This window comes from Methanolobus sp. ZRKC2 (genome assembly GCF_045291185.1).
GTDB lineage: Archaea > Halobacteriota > Methanosarcinia > Methanosarcinales > Methanosarcinaceae > Methanolobus.
In genome coordinates this window covers 503186-519693 of sequence record NZ_CP146980.1, presented here as the reverse complement: position 1 = coordinate 519693, position 16508 = coordinate 503186, and the positions used below count along the sequence as shown (strand labels likewise).

Genomic DNA, 16508 nt, shown 5'->3' with positions numbered 1-16508 from the left:
ATACGGTGGCCTGCACGCTATGTAAAAAATAATAAAAAATTACCTGCTTAGTCAGCAGGTGCATAATAGCATCTTTTAGGAGAGCAAACGGTACCTGTATCTTTCAGGTATTTTATTATCTTGCTTACCTCTTTGCTGTCGACACCGGTCATCTTTGCAATATCTCCGGGTCTGAGTGGCTTTCCTGCACTTTTGAGTGCTTCAAGAACCTTTTCTTCATTTTCCATTGTTTTTATCTCCTTTTGCTTATTTCATAATGCACTTTTTATTTTTTCTGCAAGGTCACTGATATTATCTGTATCCGGGTGAGCTTCGACAATTGTATGCATCGATCCCCCATCATCATTTTCCCTTCGCGGAATGATATGGACATGGACATGAGGCACGCTTTGGCCGGCTACTTCACCGTTATTGACTCCTATATTTAAACCCGGCACATTCAGCGTCTTTTCCACGGCTTTTGCAACCTTATTCACAGATTTGAAAAGGGATGCTGATTCCGATTCATCCATTTCCGTAAATCGTGGAATATGCTTTTTAGGAAGAACTATGGTATGGCCTTCGGAACAGGGGTAAATATCAAGAAAAGCATATGCAAAATCATCTTCATACACTTTATGTGAAGGAATGTCACCGGAAACGATCTTGCAAAACAGACAATCATCCATAGAAATCACCGGGATAGTATTTAGGATAGCATGAATATATCATTATTCCTACACAAAATACAAATGTTGCCTGTATGGACAATTAAAGACTCATTGCCTGTTACTTAGCTTGTTTTTGAGCACTTGCTTCATTCGGTGTTGTTGGTGTGCAAAAAATGCAGGTGATTCATTTCAACTATCCTTTTTTGATAGCTATGAATATCAGATCATATAGGTAGTGTTATTGATAAAAAAATAAAATAAAAAAAGTAAGTTAAGGAAGCTTAATCCTTTACTCAATTCCTTCTGCGCTGGAACACAAATGCCAGACCAAGAATTGCAGCCATAGGTAGTGCAATTGTAGGATATTCAGGAATCTCTGTATTAGAACAATTGTAACCATACTTGTAAATTGTTACATGTCCGTTGTGCACATGATCAACATTCGGGTTTTCTATTTTTATGCTGTGAGTGCTGCTTTCCAGACCAGTGATTTTCAGTGATCTTATTGTTTGTGCACTGATGGGCTGACCCCGTCCCGGAGATGCCCAGGTATCTCCTTCCCATACTTTTTCACCGTCTACATAGACCTTTGCATATCCATCGTTTCTGTCACTGGCAAATACAATGCAGAAGCAATCAGTCGGATATTCAGTTGTTATGAGCATGTGGCTGTTTTCAGAGATTATGGCAAGTCTTCCATCTGAATTGGTCCATATCTTACCTGAAATACTTGTATCAAAATAGGATTCATATCCACTTGTTATACGGTTATGGTTTCCATATGTCCATATGTCAAGGTTGCATTCTTCTTCAGTAAACTCCACAGATACAGTTGCTGAAGCTGTTCCAATTACCATTAGCACTGCAAGCAATATAATAGATATTTTTATTGAATTGATATTTTTCATACTGTACCACCAAATTTAATAGATAAATTATTCACTCCAGTTAAAACTACATAAATATTTCTAAAAAAATATAAAAATGATGGTTATTCTCATCATCATTTTAGTGTTTTTAGGAAGTGATTAATCTATCAAAGGTACATGAGTCTGAAACTGAATTGTTCCCGGAGGACGAACTCAATGAAAACAGGCAATTCAAGCTTTTGTTCATATGTGGTTTGAAAAGCTTCTCATTGAGAGAATCCTGTTATCCTTGCCATCTGCCGTACCGGAACTTCATGTATTTGCGCAAAATTAATAATATTTTAATATTTAGATCAAATAAATTTTAATATTATTCAAGCATAACTAATAGACGATATTATGATGATTGACAGCAAGTGGTCAGTAAGAGTACTAGGGATACTCATCGCGGTAATTCTTTTGCTATCAACCCCTGTACTGGCAACTAATGGGAATACTACTGGCGATTCCGACTCAAGCAGTAGTGATCTCTACGATGCACTGAATGAGGGTGTTGCCATGTACAATGAAAACTTATCCATTGTTCCTCAGCTAATCCTGACTGCCGGGGGAAATGACGTTATACTCATTGATATTGAAATGGAGGATGGCAGCAATTTGATTATCGAAGCTGCTACGAATAATGGCCAAATAACGGAGTTCACTGAGGTTTCTTCAGCTAGTGAAGTTGACCCTACCGTGGAAATAACTACCGATGAAGCAACAGCATGGGCAGTACTTGAATCTGATAATCCCTTGCGGACATTCGTAGAATCTGTTGATCAGGGTAATTCGGATGTGGAAGTAACCGGCTTCATTAAAAATGCAGCTCTGAGAGCCCTGTTAATGCTATATTCAGCATTCTAATTTTTTATTTTAATATATAACGAATACGATTGAGTTTTTTGTTTTTTAAGCTCTTCTTTATACTTTCAATCCTATCATCATCAAGTACTTTTTTAACATAAATCGGAATATTTTGAAAATCTTAAAAATAGCGACAACATGTTTTCGGTAACATTCACATCCGATGATTCACATAATTTCTAGCTGTTAATGCAAGGTTCTATAGGGTTTAAGGATATAACTAAGAGCCTGTTCTCAAAAAGATATTGCGAAAAACATACTGCTGAAGCAGTTTCAGAAGAAGTGATTAAGAATGTGCATCTCTATTCCTACAAAAGAAAACCGGCTTTTTCCTTTCCCTGAGGTAATTAAAATCGAAACAGATGCTGAAGGAGTCGTGGTTGAAAGGCCAAACAGGTTTCTCTGCATTGTAGACATTGCAAAACCTGAAAGTTTGAAAGCTGAAATGGTGCATGTACACGACCCGGGCAGGCTGGAAGATATACTTTATCCTGGTAATCGTGTACTACTCAAAAGAGCAGATGGAAAGAAGAGAAAAACCAGATGGGATCTTATTGCAGGGAATGTAAGGGATGAGTGGATACTTGTAAACTCTGCCTGGCATCGAAAGATATCCGAATGGGTGATCGAAAACAAGGTCATTCCTTTTCTGAATGACGTTGACCTAATTCTTCCTGAGCAGAAATACGGAGACAGCAGGCTTGATTTTCTCCTGATGAAAAGAGAACAGAGTATCTGGATGGAAGTAAAGGGCTGCACGTTTGCTCAGGATGGTATTGCATTGTTTCCAGATGCGCCTACTACACGTGGAAAAAGGCATCTTGAAGAACTGATAAAAGCCAGGAATGAAGGTCATGAGGCAGTAGTGATGATTCTTGTTTTGAGAAGGGATGCTGAATGCTTTGCTCCTAACGATAAAATCGACCCTGATTTTGCCATAACCTTCAAAAAAGCCATAGATACAGGTGTAAAGGTTTTCCCACTTCAGCTCTTTTTTGAAAATAACACGGTTTATTTCCATTCAATTCTGCCCATTTTTAAAAAAGGCTGATTTTGATCACTTTATTTTTTTTTTGTTTTCTCAGAATTCCTGTCAGTTTCAGTTGAATCCTGGCACCACTCATCAATCTTCAGATCACCGGCACTTTTCGAATCGTCAGGTTCTGCAGGTACTTCACACCAGCTTTTAATCTCATTTTCAAGAGAAGGAAGCTCCAGGTCCTCTGTTGTTTTTTTCTTTTTATCTTTCTTTGCATCCATCTTCAGTCCCTCTTTCTGATATGCAAAACTTAAGCTAAATCACTTTTTTCATTCAACTACGGTGGCCGATCTGATCTCTATGATCCGGCCCCACATGTTTATGCTCACCATATCATCCATAGGATATGCTATGAACTCTATCTCAAGACCATCCTTCTTTAAATCTTCATCAAGGTTTACAGGTTCATAATGCGTACCGTTTTGATCGGTGATTCCATAGAAACCACCTTCAAGCTCGATATAATTCACTGTGCCGTTTGCTTTTATAAGCTTTTCCTCAGGTATCACATTCACTATCAAGTCAAATTTGCTTTCATTTCCTGTAATTTCTTCCCAGGGGCGCTTATATACAGCTGATATATTCTGTTCATTATCCTCTGTAACTTCGAATATCCACCTATGAGTCCCACCAGCCCCAACCACATCTTCGCCTTCTGTGCCCTCTTCATAATATTGATCCATAAGTAAAAGTCCGGGGCTTGTAGAAAGATTCCATGAATAACCGGTGGTAGGATTTTCTTCAAGCAAGACAATGAGAGTATCCCCAATTATAGCATTCACTGTGCTTCCACTGTCATTTTCGGAAAATACGACCGTTATAGGCTCAATTCCCGTGTCTTCAGAGACTTCCTGTTCATCTGTAACTTCATTCCCATTGTTGGTATCCAACTGTTTATCTTCTTTCCACTGTTCATCCGTATCTAGTATCTGCGCACTGTTGTTGACTTCACTTTCAGCTTCAGTACATCCGGATATCAGAATAAACAATGTGGATAATATAATCATAAGGAGTAAAACAACCAACTTCTTTTCTTTCATCCACCATTCCTCCCTAATTAAAAAAAGCCTTTTGAATATTTATGTGTATGTCTGAATACTGGAGTATCACTCATATATATTTTTATGTCAGTTAATTCAAACACAGTCAGTGATTTATAGTTTTGCCAACAAAGATTTCCATGAGTATATGGAAGACATGAACAGAGATGAAGAAAGGGCGGAAAAGCAGGAAAAGCCGATGCATAACATGGAACATGAAGGCCATGAGGATCATCACGCTCATATGCTTGCAGATTTCAAAAAAAGGTTTATTGTCTCAATGATCCTGACCGTGCCGGTTTTGATACTATCGCCGGCTATCCAGGGTTTTCTTGGATTTGAAATACCCCTGCCAGGTTCGGAGTATATCCTGTTCTTCCTCTCTGCAGTTGTCTACTTCTACGGAGGATATCCTTTCCTAAAAGGTTTTTTTGATGAAATGAAAGCAAGGTCTCCAGGAATGATGACCTTGATAGCAGTTGCCATAACTGTTGCTTTCCTTTACAGTTCAGCAGTAGTTTTCGGGCTTTCAGGAAAGATGTTTTTCTGGGAACTTGTCACGCTTATCGATGTTATGCTGCTTGGACACTGGCTTGAGATGCGTTCTGTTATGGGAGCTTCAAGAGCATTGGAAGAACTGATAAAAATAATGCCCTCTGAAGCTCATCTCCTGAAGGGGGAAGAGGTAACAGATGTACACGTGGACGAATTGAGAACTGGAGATATGGTTCTTATTAAGCCTGGTGAGAAAGTACCTGTGGATGGCCATGTTGTTAAAGGGAAAACCAGCATTAATGAAGCAATGCTGACGGGTGAATCCTTACCTGTTTCAAAAAATGAGGGAGATGAAGTTATCGGAGGCTCGGTTAACGAGCATGGTTCTATTCAGGTAGAAGTTGAGAAAACAGGAAAGGACACTTATCTGAACCAGGTCATCGAACTTGTCCGCAATGCACAGGAGAGCAGGTCAAGAACGCAGGACCTGGCAAATAGGGCAGCACTGGTGCTTACTATAATATCCTTGAGCGTTGGTGCGCTGACACTTGCAGGATGGCTGTATTTAGGGAGCGAGTTTGTTTTCGCCCTTGAGAGATCCGTTACTGTTATGGTGATTACCTGTCCTCATGCCCTTGGCCTGGCAATACCACTGGTTGTTGCTGTTTCCACATCTCTTGCTGCCAATTCCGGTTTACTTATCAGGGAAAGACAGGCTTTTGAGAGTGCAAGGAATGTCCAGGCCATAGTGTTCGATAAGACCGGAACGCTGACCCAGGGAATTTTTGGAGTCACCGATATAGTGGCACTTGCAGAAGTGAATGAGGATGATGTCCTGAGGCTTGCAGCCTCTCTTGAGTCAAATTCTTCCCATCCGCTTGCAGTTGGAATAGTTAATAGTGCAAAGGAAATGAACCTTGATCTAAAGAGTCCTGAAAGATTCAACTCGATTCCGGGAAAAGGAATAGAGGGATTTCTGGATGGAAGAAACCTGAAAGTAGTAAGTCCGGTTTATCTTCACGAGAAGAAGATCAATGCGATAAATGATGAGATATCGAATATAGAGGAAAAGGGCCGAACAGTCGTTTTCCTGCTTGAGAACGATAAGGCTATTGGAGCTCTCGGACTTGCAGATCAGGTACGTGCTGAATCAAAGGATGCTATTGAACGTCTGAAGTCCATGGATATCAAATGCATGATGCTCACAGGAGATAATGAGTTCGTTGCCCGTCAGGTTTCCGGGGAACTTGGACTGGATGAATACTTTGCAGGGGTCCTGCCACACCAAAAAGCTGAGACAATACAGGAAGTGCAGGAAGAATATGTGGTAGCCATGGTAGGTGATGGTGTTAATGATGCACCTGCACTTGTTCGGGCAGATGTAGGAATAGCCATTGGTGCGGGTACTGATGTAGCAGTCGAAAGTGCTGATATTGTGCTGGTAAAAAGCGATCCGCGGAATGTAGCTGATGTGATCATGCTTTCCAGGAAGACGTATTCAAAGATGTTCCAGAACCTCCTCTGGGCCACAGGTTATAACGCTTTTGCAATTCCACTTGCAGCGGGTGTTCTTTTTGGCTATGGTATTTTGCTGTCACCAGCCGCCGGAGCGCTATTGATGAGTTTAAGTACGGTTATTGTGGCAATAAATGCAAAAACACTGAAAATGTAGCATTTCCTGTCAAAATATTTGATTGTCAAAAACTATATCTAAGATCAAAACAGACATCCATACTGAAAGTATACACATCATCTCGGGGGGGAGTGCTGAATGCTTCATAAACTGTTCAAAGCATGGTTGATAGGAAAATTCATGAAATTGCCTTTGTGGTTTCTGGCAATAATGAGTATGGCTTTAGTTGTCAGATGGATGATACACAAGTGCAGCGATCTGATAAAAGTTGTAACGTGATATTTTAATTTGATGAGGGTGCTAATTTAGTATTTCGTCTTTTTGTTATTAGCAGAGTCCGGATTCATCCGTACTCTTAATATGTAGCAAGGAAAGGTAGCTTCATAGTGGGGATGATGCACATGCATAAGGTATTCTTGATAGCGTTCGGAGCGTTGGTCCTGGCGGTGATCATCGGGCAGGCATCTACTGCACTCACTTCTGTTTATTCTCTGGAATCAGCTTATCCAAAAGATCTGGATTTTGGAACTTCACTCGAAAACAGAAATCTAGACGAGGATTTCGAGTCAAATGGTGAAAGGATATACCATACAGGGACCAATGAGTCAGGTTTGGTAGTGGGTTTGGAAGGAGGCCCTCATTGGATCTATGCCAATGGCGGAGGCTGTGCTGGCTGCCACGGTAACGATGGTAAGGGTGGAATGCCTATAAAAATAAGCAATGTGAAACCACCTGATATTCGCTATGATACACTTATTTCAGGAGAACAACACCTGAATCATGTACCATATACAGAGGAGATGCTAGAGGTGGCCATAAGGGAAGGAATAAACTCCGAAGGGGTCCCGCTTGATCTGATAATGCCGAGATGGGAAATGGCAGATGAAGATGTCGATGACTTAATTTATCATTTGAAAGAACTTTGATTCTACTGCTTCGAGTGTTCTCACCATTAGTTTGTGTAATTCACTTTTTAATTGTAGAAGATTTTAAATAATATGAAATAAGAATAAGGTTGCCGATTAACGGCGGTGAGAACATGGATATTGAAGTCAAATTGAGATATATGCTAATAAACCTGAACCATTTCAGGCGATGTATGCTGAGCAGAATACGCTATCATCTATCATCAAAAGACAAAAAATACAATCCTTCTACTGCTTTTTACATAATTGCAGCAAAGGATTCCCATCCCGAGGATGGAAACCCTTCGACATTTGCTACTAAAATAGTGATTCACTGAGTTCCGTATAAAAAAGAACTTCAGACTTCATCAAATTCAATACTAAGCTTCTCTACTTTCTTTGCAAGGCTCTTTGCGATCATTCCGGTCTCCAGCCTGCACACATTCAGAACACCGGCCGGGACAATACATCCGGGTGTGCACTGTGCTTCTTTTGCCCTTTCCATCACAAAGTTATCTTTGATATCCATAGTTTCCATAAAGGGAACTTCCATATGTGATATTTCCTTTATTTTCGCACATGGAGTTTCAATATCCACGATAATGTTTTTGCCGTCAAACTCTCCTTTAATCTTGTGTGTGAAACCACAGATCGCTGAATTTACATTAACAGTTGTTGTCATTTTTATCCCTGTTTATTCTTCGTTGAATTCAATGCTGACTTTTCCTGATTGCTTTGCAAGGGTTTTTGAAAGCATGCCCAGTTCCATCTGGCAAACATGCAACACTCCGGCAGGAACAATGCATGTTGGACAACAGGTATCTTTTGCTTTGTTCATCACATAATTTTCTTTTATGTTCATTGTTTGCAATTTTGGTATTTCCATATGCGCGATGCCAGCAATCTTCTTGCATTCTGTATCTATGTCTGTTACGATCTCCTTTCCTTCAACTTGCCCGGTGATCTTATGCTTGAAACCACATATTGATGAATTAACCGTTACCTCTGATGGCATGCTAAGCCTCTCTTTAAGTATCAGTACAATGTATTGAATTTTTGATACCTTTGATATGAAGTTATTAATTCATTGAATGCGGGTATTTTTAAGGGTTTGCATGTAAATTAAAAAAAGCCTATTTTTTGTCAGTTCTGTTTGTAATTGATGATAAAAAATTACTGTGTTATGATAACACAGTCAGATAGATATATCATTTTCAGTCTTCATCGCCACAACAACTGCAGGATACATTGCCTTTCAGGATTTCTTTCCAGTCACCTAACACATCATGTGTCCAGCAGTCATCGGCTCCTGCTGCTTCTCTCATTGTCAATGCAAGAATGTATGAAAGCTCCTTTACAGTAGCACCCGCTTCAAGAGCCCCTTTGAAGTGCTTTAAAACACATGGTTTGGACCTGGCTTTGATGGAAAGTGCAAAACAGAGGAACTGATATGTCTTTTCGTCGATGGGTCTTTTCTCGGCATAAAGCTCGTCGATCTCATCGAGTTTTTCTGTAAATTCGGGGAAAAATTCTTCAAGCATTCTCATTGTGGTGCCTCCATTACGGTTTTTTAATACTGTTAGCAGTAGAGTTATCCAATTGTATGATTTATTAGAAGTGATTCAAAATATGCTAAAGTAGTTATTTAAACCTAATTACTTTATGTCCGATCTTTGATCAAGAATAAAAATACAAAAAGATTAGTTAATTCTCAAAACAACAGCCTGCATGTCAAACCCTGCTCTTACATCGTAAATAGGTACATTCAAACCTGTATCTTGAAGTATTTTCCGAATATCTTTGAGCTCTTTTCCGTAACAGCCATTGCAGCTCCAAGTAGTATAAAAAAGCAGCCTATTAACGTGTTAGCATGGATAGGTGTATGTACTACAGTAAAATCAAAAAAGATGCCGCTGACTGGTTCGAAAAGTGCAAGAATGCTTCCGGTCTGGGCTTTAATCTGGGCAATACCGCTGACATAGAGAAGTGCTGCTAATGCTGTATTGACAGCACCGAAGAGTATCAGCATACCAAGATTGTCAATCAGGACCGGTTTTGAGACATCGCCTGCAAAAGGGAGGAGCAGCACTATACCAATTAATGTATACCAGAAAAGCTGGGCAACGCTTGAGTAATCATCCTTGATGTACCGTATGTTAATAATTTCAATACCAAATGAAAGACCTGAAAGTATACCGGCAGTTATTCCTATAAGGTATTCACTCCCACCTGCCCTCAAGCCCTCGATTCCTGCTTCCAGGTCAACTATGAACAGCAGGCCGATTAGTGAAAAACAAAGCGCTACTAAGCCTTTTCTGGTTATTGTTTCCTTAAGTATCGGTGCTGACAGCAGCGTCACATACATTGGAGCAGTGTAGAGCAGAAGTATCGCTACCGAGAAACTGGTGTATCTGATACAGATGAAGTAGGTTAATAATGTAGTTGTGTTGATAATACCCAGTAAAAGCAAGTATCTTTTTTTCTTATGTGGCTTTATTGTAGCAAGCTTGCCTGCAATGATTATGAACACCATCAGGGAAAGTAAGCCGAAGAACTGTTTATAGAATATCATAGGGAGAGTAGGTACTGCATCCAATTGATCTACAAAAATACCAAGCATCCCAAAAATAATGGAACCTGTTATCAGTTCCATATAAGCTATTTTGGGTGTGGTGCTCATAAGCGCAAAATGGTAAGACTGCTTAAATAATTATCCGAATGTCCTGCAGATAAGTGAAATACAAGATTTTTTGTTGAATCGCCATCATCAGATTTATCAGTCCATACAACAATCATCTCAGACAATGTCTGAAAAGGAGATAATATCCGCATTGAAGTATGTCTCACGTATGAAAGCGGAATTCATGTTGTCTGAGATGCGCAACTACATAAAAAGCGAGATGTCCGTTCAGGATATCTATAAAACCGCAAGATTCTCATTCTTTGACCTGGGACTGGATATCATTCCGGAAGATGATGATTTCAGGGTTCTTCGTGCTCCAAAGGGTTTTATCAATTTGAATGACAGGGAAGAGAAGATCAATGAAGCTTTCTTCCAAACTGCCGGTGTGTCGAAAAAGCTTGAAAAATTCATTGAACAATACATTGAAAAAAAGACTGGGAAACACTGGGATGACAAACAGGTTCTGGAGAGGATCAGAAAAGCCATTGTATCCCAAAAAGCCGATTACTGGAAGGAAGGTAAATCCAGGAATATAAGCTACGAGAAAGGTTATTCCATTCTGGGATACCTGGCATACCAGTTTCCGGTATACTTTGTTCAGTTCCAGCATATCCTGTACGACATGGCTCAGGATGGCCTTCTGAAAAAACGCATGAAAATACTGGATGTGGGCTCGGGTCCGGGAACAATCTCATTGGCTACTATTGATCTTTATAGCAGGCTTGATGGTCCCAAAGCTGTTGTTCATTCTCTGGAGATGTACGACGAGAATATCGAAGCTTATAATGCAATAGTACCCCAATATGCACAAATTAAGGAAAAAGTCGATATCAGGGAACCTTTAAAGGCTGATATAAGCAAAATTGATGTGGATATCCTGCCGGAAAAGATTGATCTTATGGTTTTTTCCAACGTTCTCAACGAGATAAAGGAATTTTCAATCCCAGAAAAGGCCAGGCTCGTCAAAAAGATGTCGGAAAAACTTAGCCATGATGGCAGCATCCTGATAATCGAGCCTGCTGACAAGGTAAACTCAACTGAGCTGAGAAAGCTTTCAATCGGCCTGAAAGGGGCAGGACTTAGTATATACAGTCCTTGTTCCTTCATATGGGATTCAGGATGTAATCCGGTAGAATGCTGGAGTTTTGAGCAACAAAAAGATATTGTGCCTACCAGACTCATGAAGAAAGTAGCTGAGTGCGATAAGCCTTATCGCTACATTAATACCGATATAAAATATTCGTATGTGCTCCTGCGTAAGGACAAACTGACCTGTAAAAAGTACAGGGTGCCGAAAAAAGCAAAATATGCAAAACTGTCCAAGCTAGAGAGACACACTGAAAAGCGCATTAACGTTATTGCTTCGCTCATGTCAGGGAATCTGGGAGATGAAAAAAACAGTCTCTTCAAAATATGTGACGGGACCTCCGTGAAAGCTGTGTATGCTGTTCTCCCCTCACATAACCTGACTAAGGAAAACCGAATAATCATGAATGCGAAGTACGGGAGTATTTTGTCTATTGAAAATGTACTTGTCCGGTACAATGACGCAAATGACTCATACAACCTGTTAATAGGAAGGGGAAGCGTTGTTAATCTTGTTGAAAGCTGAACAAGAATAGTACCCATATTTTTCTTTTTGAACTAAAAGGAAAGCTTTAAGTTTTTCCAGATCCAAGCTTCTATGGGTGAGTAAATGCCAACTATAGTCCACATTGACATCCCTACGGATGACCTTGAGCGCTCGAAGAAGTTCTATTCCGAATTGTTTGGCTGGAAATTCGAACATCCTCCCGGAATGCCGAACTACTACCTCATTGAAACAAAAGACTTAAACGGTGAAGAAGGTGTCAGGGGAGGCATGGGTCTCAGGGGAACCCCGGACCAGAGAATGACATCTTATATCGGTGTTTCTTCTGTGGAAGAATATGCAAGAAAAGTAGAAATGTCCGGCGGAAAAGTATTAAACAAAATGCCTGTGCCGGGCTGGGGATATCTTGCAATTTGTCTTGATACTGAAAATAACATTTTCGGATTGTGGGAGGAAAATGAGAATGCAAAATGAGTGAAATCCATCTTTTTTTTAAATCCGGATGGTGATATTTTATTTTGAGACTTCTACTATAGCTTCAAATTATTATATTTTATAAGGAGAATGAACTATATACTAGGACAATTGATAAAATAACACGGATAATACAGCAAGAAATCAATCATCCTGTGTTTAAAACGGTGATATAATGCTTCTTGATATAGACCCAAGTTCCATTCTTGTCAGATACAATGTCAAGCGTGAAAGTGAATTGTCTCCCGATGATGTAGCAAGAGAGTATTTTCCGGAAGATGAACTGATACGCAATATTGTGGAGGCTGTTTTCGAAGGAGATGAGGATGAAGTGCTTGTTGCACTGCAGGAAGCTGTTGATCACGGAAAAGACCCTATCGGCTTGATAGATGATGCACTCATAGCAGGGATGAATATTGTTTCACAATTATATGATGACGGGCTGCTTTTCCTGCCCGATGTAATAATCTCCTCTCAGGCAATGACCGACGGAATAGAGTATTGTAAGAAAATCTCTGACGGAAGCCATGAATACAAAGGAAAAGTTGTGTCATTCGTTGTAGAAGGAGATGTGCATGACATTGGCAAAAAGATACTTACAGTTTTCCTTCGCTCAAGTGGCTATGAAGTTATAGATCTTGGAAGTGACGTGCCGATAGATGAGGTTGTGAGTGCTGTTATTGATAATAATCCAATTATGTTTACGGGCACTGCGCTGATGACGACTACAATGTATTCTTTCAAGGAAGTGAAGGAAAGACTTCTTGATAATGGAGTTGAAATACCTTTTATTTGCGGAGGTGGCGCAGTCACCCAAGACTTCGTAGAACGTTATGATCTTGGTGTTTATTGTGATGATGCCGCAGTTGTTCCGAAGATAGCCGATGAAGTGTTAAAGAATGCTACCATCGAGGAGTTACGGGAAAAGTTTCACAGAAACTAATGATCTCCGGCAGCCTTATTTGAATATCGGTTCCCCGGATGTGCTGGTTGCTCACACCCCAAGACAGATCCTTTTGTGTAGATTGGATTGAAGGAAGTGTCCCAACAGGATGTGAGCAACTTATATCTGTTGAACTGGTATTTAACCTCTTTTTTGCTTAAAAGAGGCCAATAATGTAATTCAAGTTAATTTCGAAAGGTGTTGGTGTATGGAAGCAAACGCATCCTGCAAAAGCCAGATGCATGAACTGAACGAATATGAAAACAATCCTGTTCTAAAGGAATGTGATTGTTTAAGAGCAATCATTGATACTGTAAAGGAATCTATGGTTGTGCTTGACGACAATCTCAAAGTTATTTACGCAAACTATTCGTTTTATCGCTTTTTTTCTACAACCCCCGGGGAAACAGAAAACTTGTCCTTGTTTGATCTCGAAGGCATGCAGTGGAACGTAACTAAGCTGAAGCTGGTTCTTGATGAACTCTTCAAAACAGGAAATTCACTTGAAAATTTTAGAGCGGTGCATGTATTAGGAAAGAGTAAGACGGAATTACTGATACAAGCACGTAGAATGTATGCTGCTTCCAGGAATAATGTGTATGTTCTGCTAACTATCAAAGAGGTTGCACGAGAAGAAAATGCTTGCCTGATGCTGGATGAATATTATTTCGCGATGGCAGAAAGAGGCAACGACGGAATCGTTATTCTCCAGAATGGTAAATTCAAGTTTGCTAATAAAAAATTCTCAGAGCTCACAGGCTACTCGAAAAATGAATTGATGAATACTGATTTTTTGACTCATGTTCCGGAAACTCACCAGCGTATGCTGTCCAAGAGGTTTAAGAAGGTGCTTAAAGATATGCATGACCCTCATTGCAACAATGAGGTCGAGCTTATTACCAGTTCTGGCACTATTCTACCTACTGAAGTAAGTTTTTCCTATATTATACACAACTCAAAACCTTCTGTAATGCTTAATATCAGGGATATAACGGAACGTAAAATTGCAGAATCCCAACTTGAAGCATCAAAGGAAAAATATTCTACACTGGTTGAGAAAAGCAATGATGGTATAGTTATCTTACAGGACGGTGTGTTGAAATTCAGCAACTCCAAGTTTGCTGAACTCACAGGTTATTCCAGAGAAAAATTATTGAATGAAAAACTTCTGGACTATGTTCCGGAAACATACCAACGCATGATCTCAAAGAGAATAAAGAAAACTTTAAAGGACATGCGTAGCCTCCGTCGCAGCAGTGAGGTTAAATTCAAAACAAAAAAGGGTACTTTGCTGCCTGCAGAAATCGGGCTTTCTTTTATTCATCATGAAAGTGAACCGGCAATAATGATGAATGTCAGGGATATCTCTGAAAGAAAACAGGCTGAAAAACAACTGCGCGATTCCGAAAAAAAATACTCTACCCTCGTTGAGAAAAGCAATGACGGAATCATCATAGTACAGGATGATATCCTCGTGTTTGCAAACATGAAATTCTGTGATATCACCGGTTTTTCTAAGATAGAGATTCTCAGGCGACCCTTTGAGAATTTTTTGCCTCAGGAATACAGGCAAATTGTATTAAGACGATTCCGAAAAGGACTTGAAAAGAACCGTGAGACTCCCTTGAAATATGAGATTGAGCTTCTTTCCAAGGAAGGTATCAATACTCCGGCAGAAATCAACTCTTCCCTTATAGAACATGAAGGAAAGCCTGCTATCATGGCTATACTCAGGGATATTACCGATCAGAAGAATAAGGAAAGGAAGCTTCTTGAACTTTTAGAGGTCCAGAAAGTCATGGAAACTGTCATACAGAGCAGTCCTGCGGTTGTATTCTTCTGGAGGCCTGAAGATGCCTGGAGAGTGGATTTCGTATCCGAAAATATCTCACAGTTCGGGTACGATGCGGATGACTTTATTTCAGGAAATATACTCTATGGGGATATAGTACATCCATCTGATCTGGAAAGGTTCACGACAGAGCCTGAAAAATGGGCAAAAGGAGAGGAAAATCTTTCCTATGAATATCGTATTCTCACAAAATCCGGTGAAATCCGGTGGGTTGATGAAAGATCGGTGGTTAAACGTGACAACGAAGGCAGTATTGAGTACATTCAAGGTATTATTGTTGATATTACTGAACGTAAGAACGTGCAGAATTTCATGCATATTGCTTCCGATCCCGACACTTTCTTCAGTCCGGTAGGTGATCCGGGTGATATGTTCTATCAGCTACTTGAGTTTACGATAGAAATGGAAAACCTTGACTGTGGGGCATTGTACCTGATAGACGAATCCACAGGCGACATGAACATTGTTGTGCACAGGAATCTTTCATCTCACTTTGTAAAAAGCACAAGACACTATTCTTCGGATTCTGTCCAGGCAAGGTTGATGATGACGGATTATCCGCTATATACACGGTATTATGAACTAAACTCTATGATACCCGGGAATAATCTCAGCCATGAGGGATTGGAAGCTACAGCGATAATTCCTGTTAAGCACAAGGAAAAGCTTGTAGCTGTACTGATGCTGGCATCCCACAGTGCCCATGAGGTACCTTTCAGTATCCGCAATTCACTCGAGACTGCAGCTTCACAGATTGGTCCTGTTATAGGTCGTATGAGAGAGCAGGTTGATACGGCAAAGGATATTCATGGCTTACAGGTGATTTTTGAATCCATTGAAGATCTTGTCTTTATGGTGGATATTGACGGCTGTATATTATATGTGAATCCTTTTGCCTGCAGGCTTCTGGGTTATGCTGAAGAGGAGCTAAAGGGCATGAACATGCTTAATCTTCATCCGCAAAAAAGGGTACTGGAAGCAGCCCGTATGCTTGCGAATGTGATAAGTGGTGAGATTTCGTATTACGACATTCCTCTTGAAGCCAGGTCCAGAACGGTAATCTCTGTAGAAACAAAATGCACAAAGGGGAATCTGGATGGAAGGGATGTTGTGATCTTCCTCTCGCGGGTTTGTAATGAAGCTAGATCTTTGTAGAAACCCTGATTATTTTAATTTAAATTGCAAGACCACTATTTTTTCTTTTGAAACACAAAATTAAAGGTGTGAGGATACGCTTTTATATGCAGATATCTCTGAATTCTGTTTGGCTATATACGGGGTACAAAACTCACAGGGACAAATTGCAGCAATTCATTATTAATTTACTATACTCCTATTGTTTTGAATGTGAAAATAGCTTTTATTTTGTGCTTGTATTAATTTTTTTATGTACTTTGTAAAGTTTAAATAGATCTATTATTTATACCT

19 protein-coding genes are annotated in these 16508 nt (G+C 39.9%); 10 read left to right on the top strand and 9 right to left on the bottom strand.

Annotated features, from left to right (window positions below; all coding sequences use genetic code 11):
* Positions 1-47 precede the first annotated feature (47 nt).
* From V7O62_RS02520 to V7O62_RS02510, 3 genes are all read right to left on the bottom strand, one after another.
* The gene (locus V7O62_RS02520; protein ID WP_406657446.1) at positions 48-227 is read right to left on the bottom strand and encodes a transcriptional regulator; all 180 of its coding nucleotides are present in this window, start codon (positions 225-227) and stop codon (positions 48-50) included.
* A 24-nt stretch (positions 228-251) separates the two neighbouring features.
* Positions 252-668: an HIT family protein gene (locus V7O62_RS02515; protein ID WP_406657445.1), complete on the bottom strand. Its 417-nt coding sequence runs from the start codon at positions 666-668 to the stop codon at positions 252-254.
* Positions 669-943: 275 nt separating this feature from the next.
* Positions 944-1558 (bottom strand): PEF-CTERM sorting domain-containing protein, encoded by a 615-nt coding sequence (locus tag V7O62_RS02510; RefSeq protein WP_406657444.1) that lies wholly within the window; start codon positions 1556-1558, stop codon positions 944-946.
* Positions 1559-1918: 360 nt separating this feature from the next.
* Between V7O62_RS02510 and V7O62_RS02505 the strand changes: the two genes are divergently transcribed.
* Together V7O62_RS02505 and sfsA are read left to right on the top strand one after the other, a co-directional pair.
* On the top strand, positions 1919-2425 hold the full coding sequence (locus V7O62_RS02505) for a hypothetical protein (protein ID WP_406657443.1): 507 nt from the start codon (positions 1919-1921) through the stop codon (positions 2423-2425).
* Positions 2426-2717: 292 nt separating this feature from the next.
* Positions 2718-3476 (top strand): DNA/RNA nuclease SfsA, encoded by a 759-nt coding sequence (sfsA, locus tag V7O62_RS02500; protein ID WP_406657442.1) that lies wholly within the window; start codon positions 2718-2720, stop codon positions 3474-3476.
* A gap of 11 nt (positions 3477-3487) precedes the next feature.
* On the opposite strand, the gene V7O62_RS02495 is transcribed toward sfsA, so the two are convergent.
* A complete protein-coding gene (locus tag V7O62_RS02495; RefSeq protein ID WP_406657441.1) occupies positions 3488-3685 on the bottom strand; it encodes a hypothetical protein in 198 nt (65 codons plus the stop codon).
* 48 nt (positions 3686-3733) lie between these two features.
* Positions 3734-4504: a protease inhibitor I42 family protein gene (locus V7O62_RS02490; protein ID WP_406657440.1), complete on the bottom strand. Its 771-nt coding sequence runs from the start codon at positions 4502-4504 to the stop codon at positions 3734-3736.
* Positions 4505-4703: 199 nt separating this feature from the next.
* On the opposite strand from V7O62_RS02490, the gene V7O62_RS02485 reads away from it, so the two are divergent.
* The 4 genes from V7O62_RS02485 to V7O62_RS02470 all read left to right on the top strand — a co-directional run bounded on the left by V7O62_RS02485 (position 4704) and on the right by V7O62_RS02470 (position 7875).
* Entirely contained in the window at positions 4704-6671 is a 1968-nt protein-coding gene (locus V7O62_RS02485) for a copper-translocating P-type ATPase (protein WP_406658321.1), read from the top strand.
* 99 nt (positions 6672-6770) lie between these two features.
* On the top strand, positions 6771-6911 hold the full coding sequence (locus V7O62_RS02480; RefSeq protein ID WP_406657439.1) for a hypothetical protein: 141 nt from the start codon (positions 6771-6773) through the stop codon (positions 6909-6911).
* Positions 6912-7033: 122 nt separating this feature from the next.
* The gene (locus V7O62_RS02475) at positions 7034-7558 is read left to right on the top strand and encodes a c-type cytochrome (RefSeq protein ID WP_406657438.1); all 525 of its coding nucleotides are present in this window, start codon (positions 7034-7036) and stop codon (positions 7556-7558) included.
* 113 nt (positions 7559-7671) lie between these two features.
* Positions 7672-7875 (top strand): hypothetical protein, encoded by a 204-nt coding sequence (locus V7O62_RS02470; RefSeq protein ID WP_406657437.1) that lies wholly within the window; start codon positions 7672-7674, stop codon positions 7873-7875.
* A 20-nt stretch (positions 7876-7895) separates the two neighbouring features.
* Here V7O62_RS02470 and V7O62_RS02465 read toward each other — a convergent pair whose 3' ends face one another.
* From V7O62_RS02465 to V7O62_RS02450, 4 genes are all read right to left on the bottom strand, one after another.
* Entirely contained in the window at positions 7896-8219 is a 324-nt protein-coding gene (locus tag V7O62_RS02465) for a DUF6951 family protein (RefSeq protein ID WP_406657436.1), read from the bottom strand.
* A 12-nt stretch (positions 8220-8231) separates the two neighbouring features.
* Complete coding sequence (locus tag V7O62_RS02460; protein WP_406657435.1) at positions 8232-8552, bottom strand: DUF6951 family protein; 321 nt, start codon at positions 8550-8552, stop codon at positions 8232-8234.
* 199 nt (positions 8553-8751) lie between these two features.
* Positions 8752-9084, bottom strand: a complete 333-nt coding sequence (locus V7O62_RS02455; RefSeq protein ID WP_406657434.1) for a carboxymuconolactone decarboxylase family protein — start codon at positions 9082-9084, stop codon at positions 8752-8754.
* A gap of 218 nt (positions 9085-9302) precedes the next feature.
* On the bottom strand, positions 9303-10217 hold the full coding sequence (locus V7O62_RS02450; protein ID WP_406657433.1) for a DMT family transporter: 915 nt from the start codon (positions 10215-10217) through the stop codon (positions 9303-9305).
* 124 nt (positions 10218-10341) lie between these two features.
* Between V7O62_RS02450 and V7O62_RS02445 the strand changes: the two genes are divergently transcribed.
* From V7O62_RS02445 to V7O62_RS02430, 4 genes are all read left to right on the top strand, one after another.
* The gene (locus tag V7O62_RS02445; RefSeq protein ID WP_406657432.1) at positions 10342-11832 is read left to right on the top strand and encodes a small ribosomal subunit Rsm22 family protein; all 1491 of its coding nucleotides are present in this window, start codon (positions 10342-10344) and stop codon (positions 11830-11832) included.
* 84 nt (positions 11833-11916) lie between these two features.
* Positions 11917-12285: a VOC family protein gene (locus tag V7O62_RS02440; protein ID WP_406657431.1), complete on the top strand. Its 369-nt coding sequence runs from the start codon at positions 11917-11919 to the stop codon at positions 12283-12285.
* 175 nt (positions 12286-12460) lie between these two features.
* Complete coding sequence (mtaC, locus tag V7O62_RS02435) at positions 12461-13228, top strand: methanol--corrinoid protein MtaC (protein WP_406657430.1); 768 nt, start codon at positions 12461-12463, stop codon at positions 13226-13228.
* 208 nt (positions 13229-13436) lie between these two features.
* Positions 13437-16235, top strand: a complete 2799-nt coding sequence (locus V7O62_RS02430; RefSeq protein WP_406657429.1) for a PAS domain S-box protein — start codon at positions 13437-13439, stop codon at positions 16233-16235.
* The last annotated feature ends 273 nt before the right edge of the window (positions 16236-16508 follow it).